The sequence below is a fragment of the Kitasatospora sp. NPDC057015 genome, assembly GCF_042673745.1.
In the GTDB taxonomy this organism is placed as follows: domain Bacteria; phylum Actinomycetota; class Actinomycetes; order Streptomycetales; family Streptomycetaceae; genus Kitasatospora.
In genome coordinates this window covers 1-2,906 of record NZ_JBHUSG010000124.1, presented here as the reverse complement: position 1 = coordinate 2,906, position 2,906 = coordinate 1, and the positions used below count along the sequence as shown (strand labels likewise).

At 67.5% G+C, this 2,906-nt stretch carries 3 protein-coding genes; all 3 read right to left on the bottom strand.

Annotation, left to right across the window (positions count from 1 at the left end; genetic code table 11):
• Positions 1 to 122 precede the first annotated feature (122 nt).
• Genes ACFTWP_RS41460 through istA form a run of 3 tightly spaced genes read right to left on the bottom strand, consistent with a single transcriptional unit; the run spans position 123 to position 2,780 of the window.
• Positions 123 to 542, bottom strand: a complete 420-nt coding sequence (locus ACFTWP_RS41460) for a DUF6188 family protein (protein WP_380270360.1) — start codon at positions 540 to 542, stop codon at positions 123 to 125.
• 52 nt (positions 543 to 594) lie between these two features.
• A complete protein-coding gene (gene istB / locus ACFTWP_RS41455) occupies positions 595 to 1,365 on the bottom strand; it encodes an IS21-like element helper ATPase IstB (protein ID WP_380270359.1) in 771 nt (256 codons plus the stop codon).
• A complete protein-coding gene (gene istA / locus ACFTWP_RS41450; protein WP_380270358.1) occupies positions 1,362 to 2,780 on the bottom strand; it encodes an IS21 family transposase in 1,419 nt (472 codons plus the stop codon). Before istA ends, istB begins: the two co-directional genes overlap by 4 nt.
• Positions 2,781 to 2,906 lie beyond the last annotated feature (126 nt).

Here is a 2,906-nt window from a genome sequence, read left to right as displayed (position 1 = left end):
CGGTGTCGGCGTACGGCTTTAACTCCCCATCCGCGTACACGTGAACGTCCCCAGGCGCCAGGCCACTTCCGCCTCCCGGGCCTTGGGGTGTGAGCACGCTTGTTGTCAGGCCTGGCGGGCTTTCACTGCGCTTCTGCTCTGCCGGGCGAGACTGTGAGACCGCCGCCGGGCATTGATGTGAAGCACCAGCCCTGTGGTCCGGTGATCTCCCATGCCGCCCCCGCCGGGCCGTCTGAACAGTTCAGGTGCAGGCCGGCGTCGAACACCATCCTCAGAGCGCCGGACTTGAATGCGATCGCGGACAGGACCGATGTCCCGAGCAGTTGGGCGGCTATGTTCCGCGAGGTCGGGGTCAGGGGAATACTGGGATTTGTCAGAGCCGACCCGTGCGACAGGACAGCGCGGCTCTCCAGGACGACGTCCCATCCCGAGCCGAGGGACAGTTCCAGATGGGGGTCGAGGGCGACCTTGGCAACGCGCCGGCCCCGGAGGTTCAGGATCCACCGGTCGGGGTGTTCGACCGGATTCGTGTCAGTGCTCACCCCTGCAGCTTGGCCCACTCCATCACGGTGGTCCAGGGGATTGCCCTGGCTGTCAGGCCACTTCGGTGTCCCGCTCGATGGCCTTGAGGCGGTTCTTGAGCCGGTAGCTGGGGCCGTTGATGGAGATCACGTCGCAGTGGTGCAGGAGCCTGTCGAGGATGGCGGTGGCCAGGACCTCGTCGCCGAAGACCTGACCCCATTCACTGAAGGTCTTGTTCGAAGTCAGGATGATCGAGCCCTTCTCGTAACGCTTGGAGATGACCTGGAAGACCAGGTTCGCCTCCGCGCGTTCCAAGGGCTGGTAGCCGACCTCATCGACCACGAGGACGCTCGGCCGCAGGTAGGTGCCGAGCTTGTTGGTCAGCCGTCCCGCTGTCTCGGCGGCCTTGAGGTTGCGGACCATGTCGTCGAGGCTGGTGAAGTAGATCGAGTAGCCGGCCCGGCAGGCCGCCACCGCGAGAGCGACGGCGATGTGAGTCTTTCCGACCCCGGGCGGCCCCAGGAGCGCGGCGTTCGCCTTGGCCTCGACGAAGGACAGGGTGGCCAGGTCCTTGACCTTGCGCGGGTCCAGGTCGGTCTGGAACGAGAAGTCGTACTCGTCCAGCGTCTTGTGGTGCGGCAGCCGGGACAGCCGCAGGCCCTGGCGGAACCGGCGGTCGTCGCGGACTGCCAGTTCCTCGGACAGGACCAGGTCGAGGAAGTCCACGTAGCCCATCTTCGCCTCGTCCGCCCGACGGGTGAACTCGTTGATGGTCTCTGCCAGATGGGACAGGCCGAGCTTGCCGGCCGTGATGCGGATGCGGTTGCCGGTCAGCTCGCTCAAGAGGACTCCTTCGTCGTTCGGTTCGTGGTGAAGGGCCGGGTTCCGGTCAGCTCGTCGTAGATCGACAGCGGGCGGCGGCCGACCTCGACCTGTGTCGCCGCGGCCCGGTGCAGCAGGGCCCGCAACGGGCCGGCTTCCTGGCCGATGGGTCGGTCGTGGCGAGGCTGGATGGGGATCTCGCCGGTGGTGGTCCGGCGTCCCTGGCCGGTGGGCAGGCCGTCCCAGTGCCTCTCGTCGACGATGCGGGCGCCGCGGCCGACCGCCCGGGAATGCGCGGCCAGCAACGTGGCGTCGCCAGCGTCGGTGAGGGTGGAATGCAGCATGACCTGGGACTTGGTGGCCCGGATCTCGACCAGTTGCCGGGGGCGGACCCGGCGGGCGGGCACCGAGTAGAGGTTGCCGTCGAAGGCGACTAGGCAGTCCTTGCCGACGTGCCGCAGTTGTCGCTCGGCCACCAGATACGGGGTTGGGGGCAGGGCCTTGAGGGCCGCGTGGTCGCGGGCTGCCCGCTCGGCGATGACCTCTCGGTGCGTCTTGTGGATCTGGGCGCGTCGTTGCGGCACCCAGGCGGCAAACGCGGCGTCCATCTCCTCGATGGAGGAGAAGGACCGGCCGGACAGGACGTGGTCGCGGACGATCAGCACCTGCCGCTCGACCCGGCCCTTGCCCTGGGGCCGGTAGGCGGCCAGGACATCGATGTCGAAGTCGTAGTGGCCGGCGAAGCCGACCGCCTCCGGATGAAGCGGGACCGCCTCGCCGGGGGCGACGTGCCGACGGACGACGGTCTTGGTGCGGTCGTAGACGATCGTCATCGGCGCCCCGCCGAAGTGGGCGAACGCCCGCCGGTGGCAGTCGAAGAACGTCTGCAGGTCCTGGCTCGTGGTGAAGCAGCAGAACGGGTCACGCGAGTACGACAGCGTCATGTGGAAGGAGTAGACCTTCGCAATGCCCATGTGGTCGAGGATCTTGCCCTCGTCGCCCCAGTCCACTTGAGCTTGGGCGCCCGGGATGACCTCGAACCTGCGGTGCATCCCCGCCAGTTCCTTCGGCGTGATGCCGAGTTCCTCGGCGATCCGGGGCCGGGCCGTTTGAACGTAGAGCTTGACGCGCTGGTAGTTCCCGGTGAACCCGTACTCGTGGGCCAGCCGCTCGTGGATAACCGCGGCCTTCATCAGGATTTCCGCGCGGAGCATCGAGTCGACCAGCGGGGCGAACTCGTCGATCACTCTCGCCCGGGACCGCCCGGTCGGCGACCGGCGCGGAGGCGTCGCCGGACCGGGGGCCGAAAGGTACTTGCGGACCGTCTTCCGGTCCAGCCCGGTCTCCCTGGCGATCTCCGACAGGCTCATCGCCCCGGACTCCAACAGACCACGGAAGCGCCGAAGCTCCAACCAGCGATGCGGATCCAAGACCACTGCCAGCCCCTTCCGCCACCCCACACCGACCTACCAGCAGGGTGCCGAGCAACCAGGTCTCACCGCATCAACAACTGTCCCTTTTCACCCGTACGTGGGTGGGGACGTTCATGTGTACGCCGACAC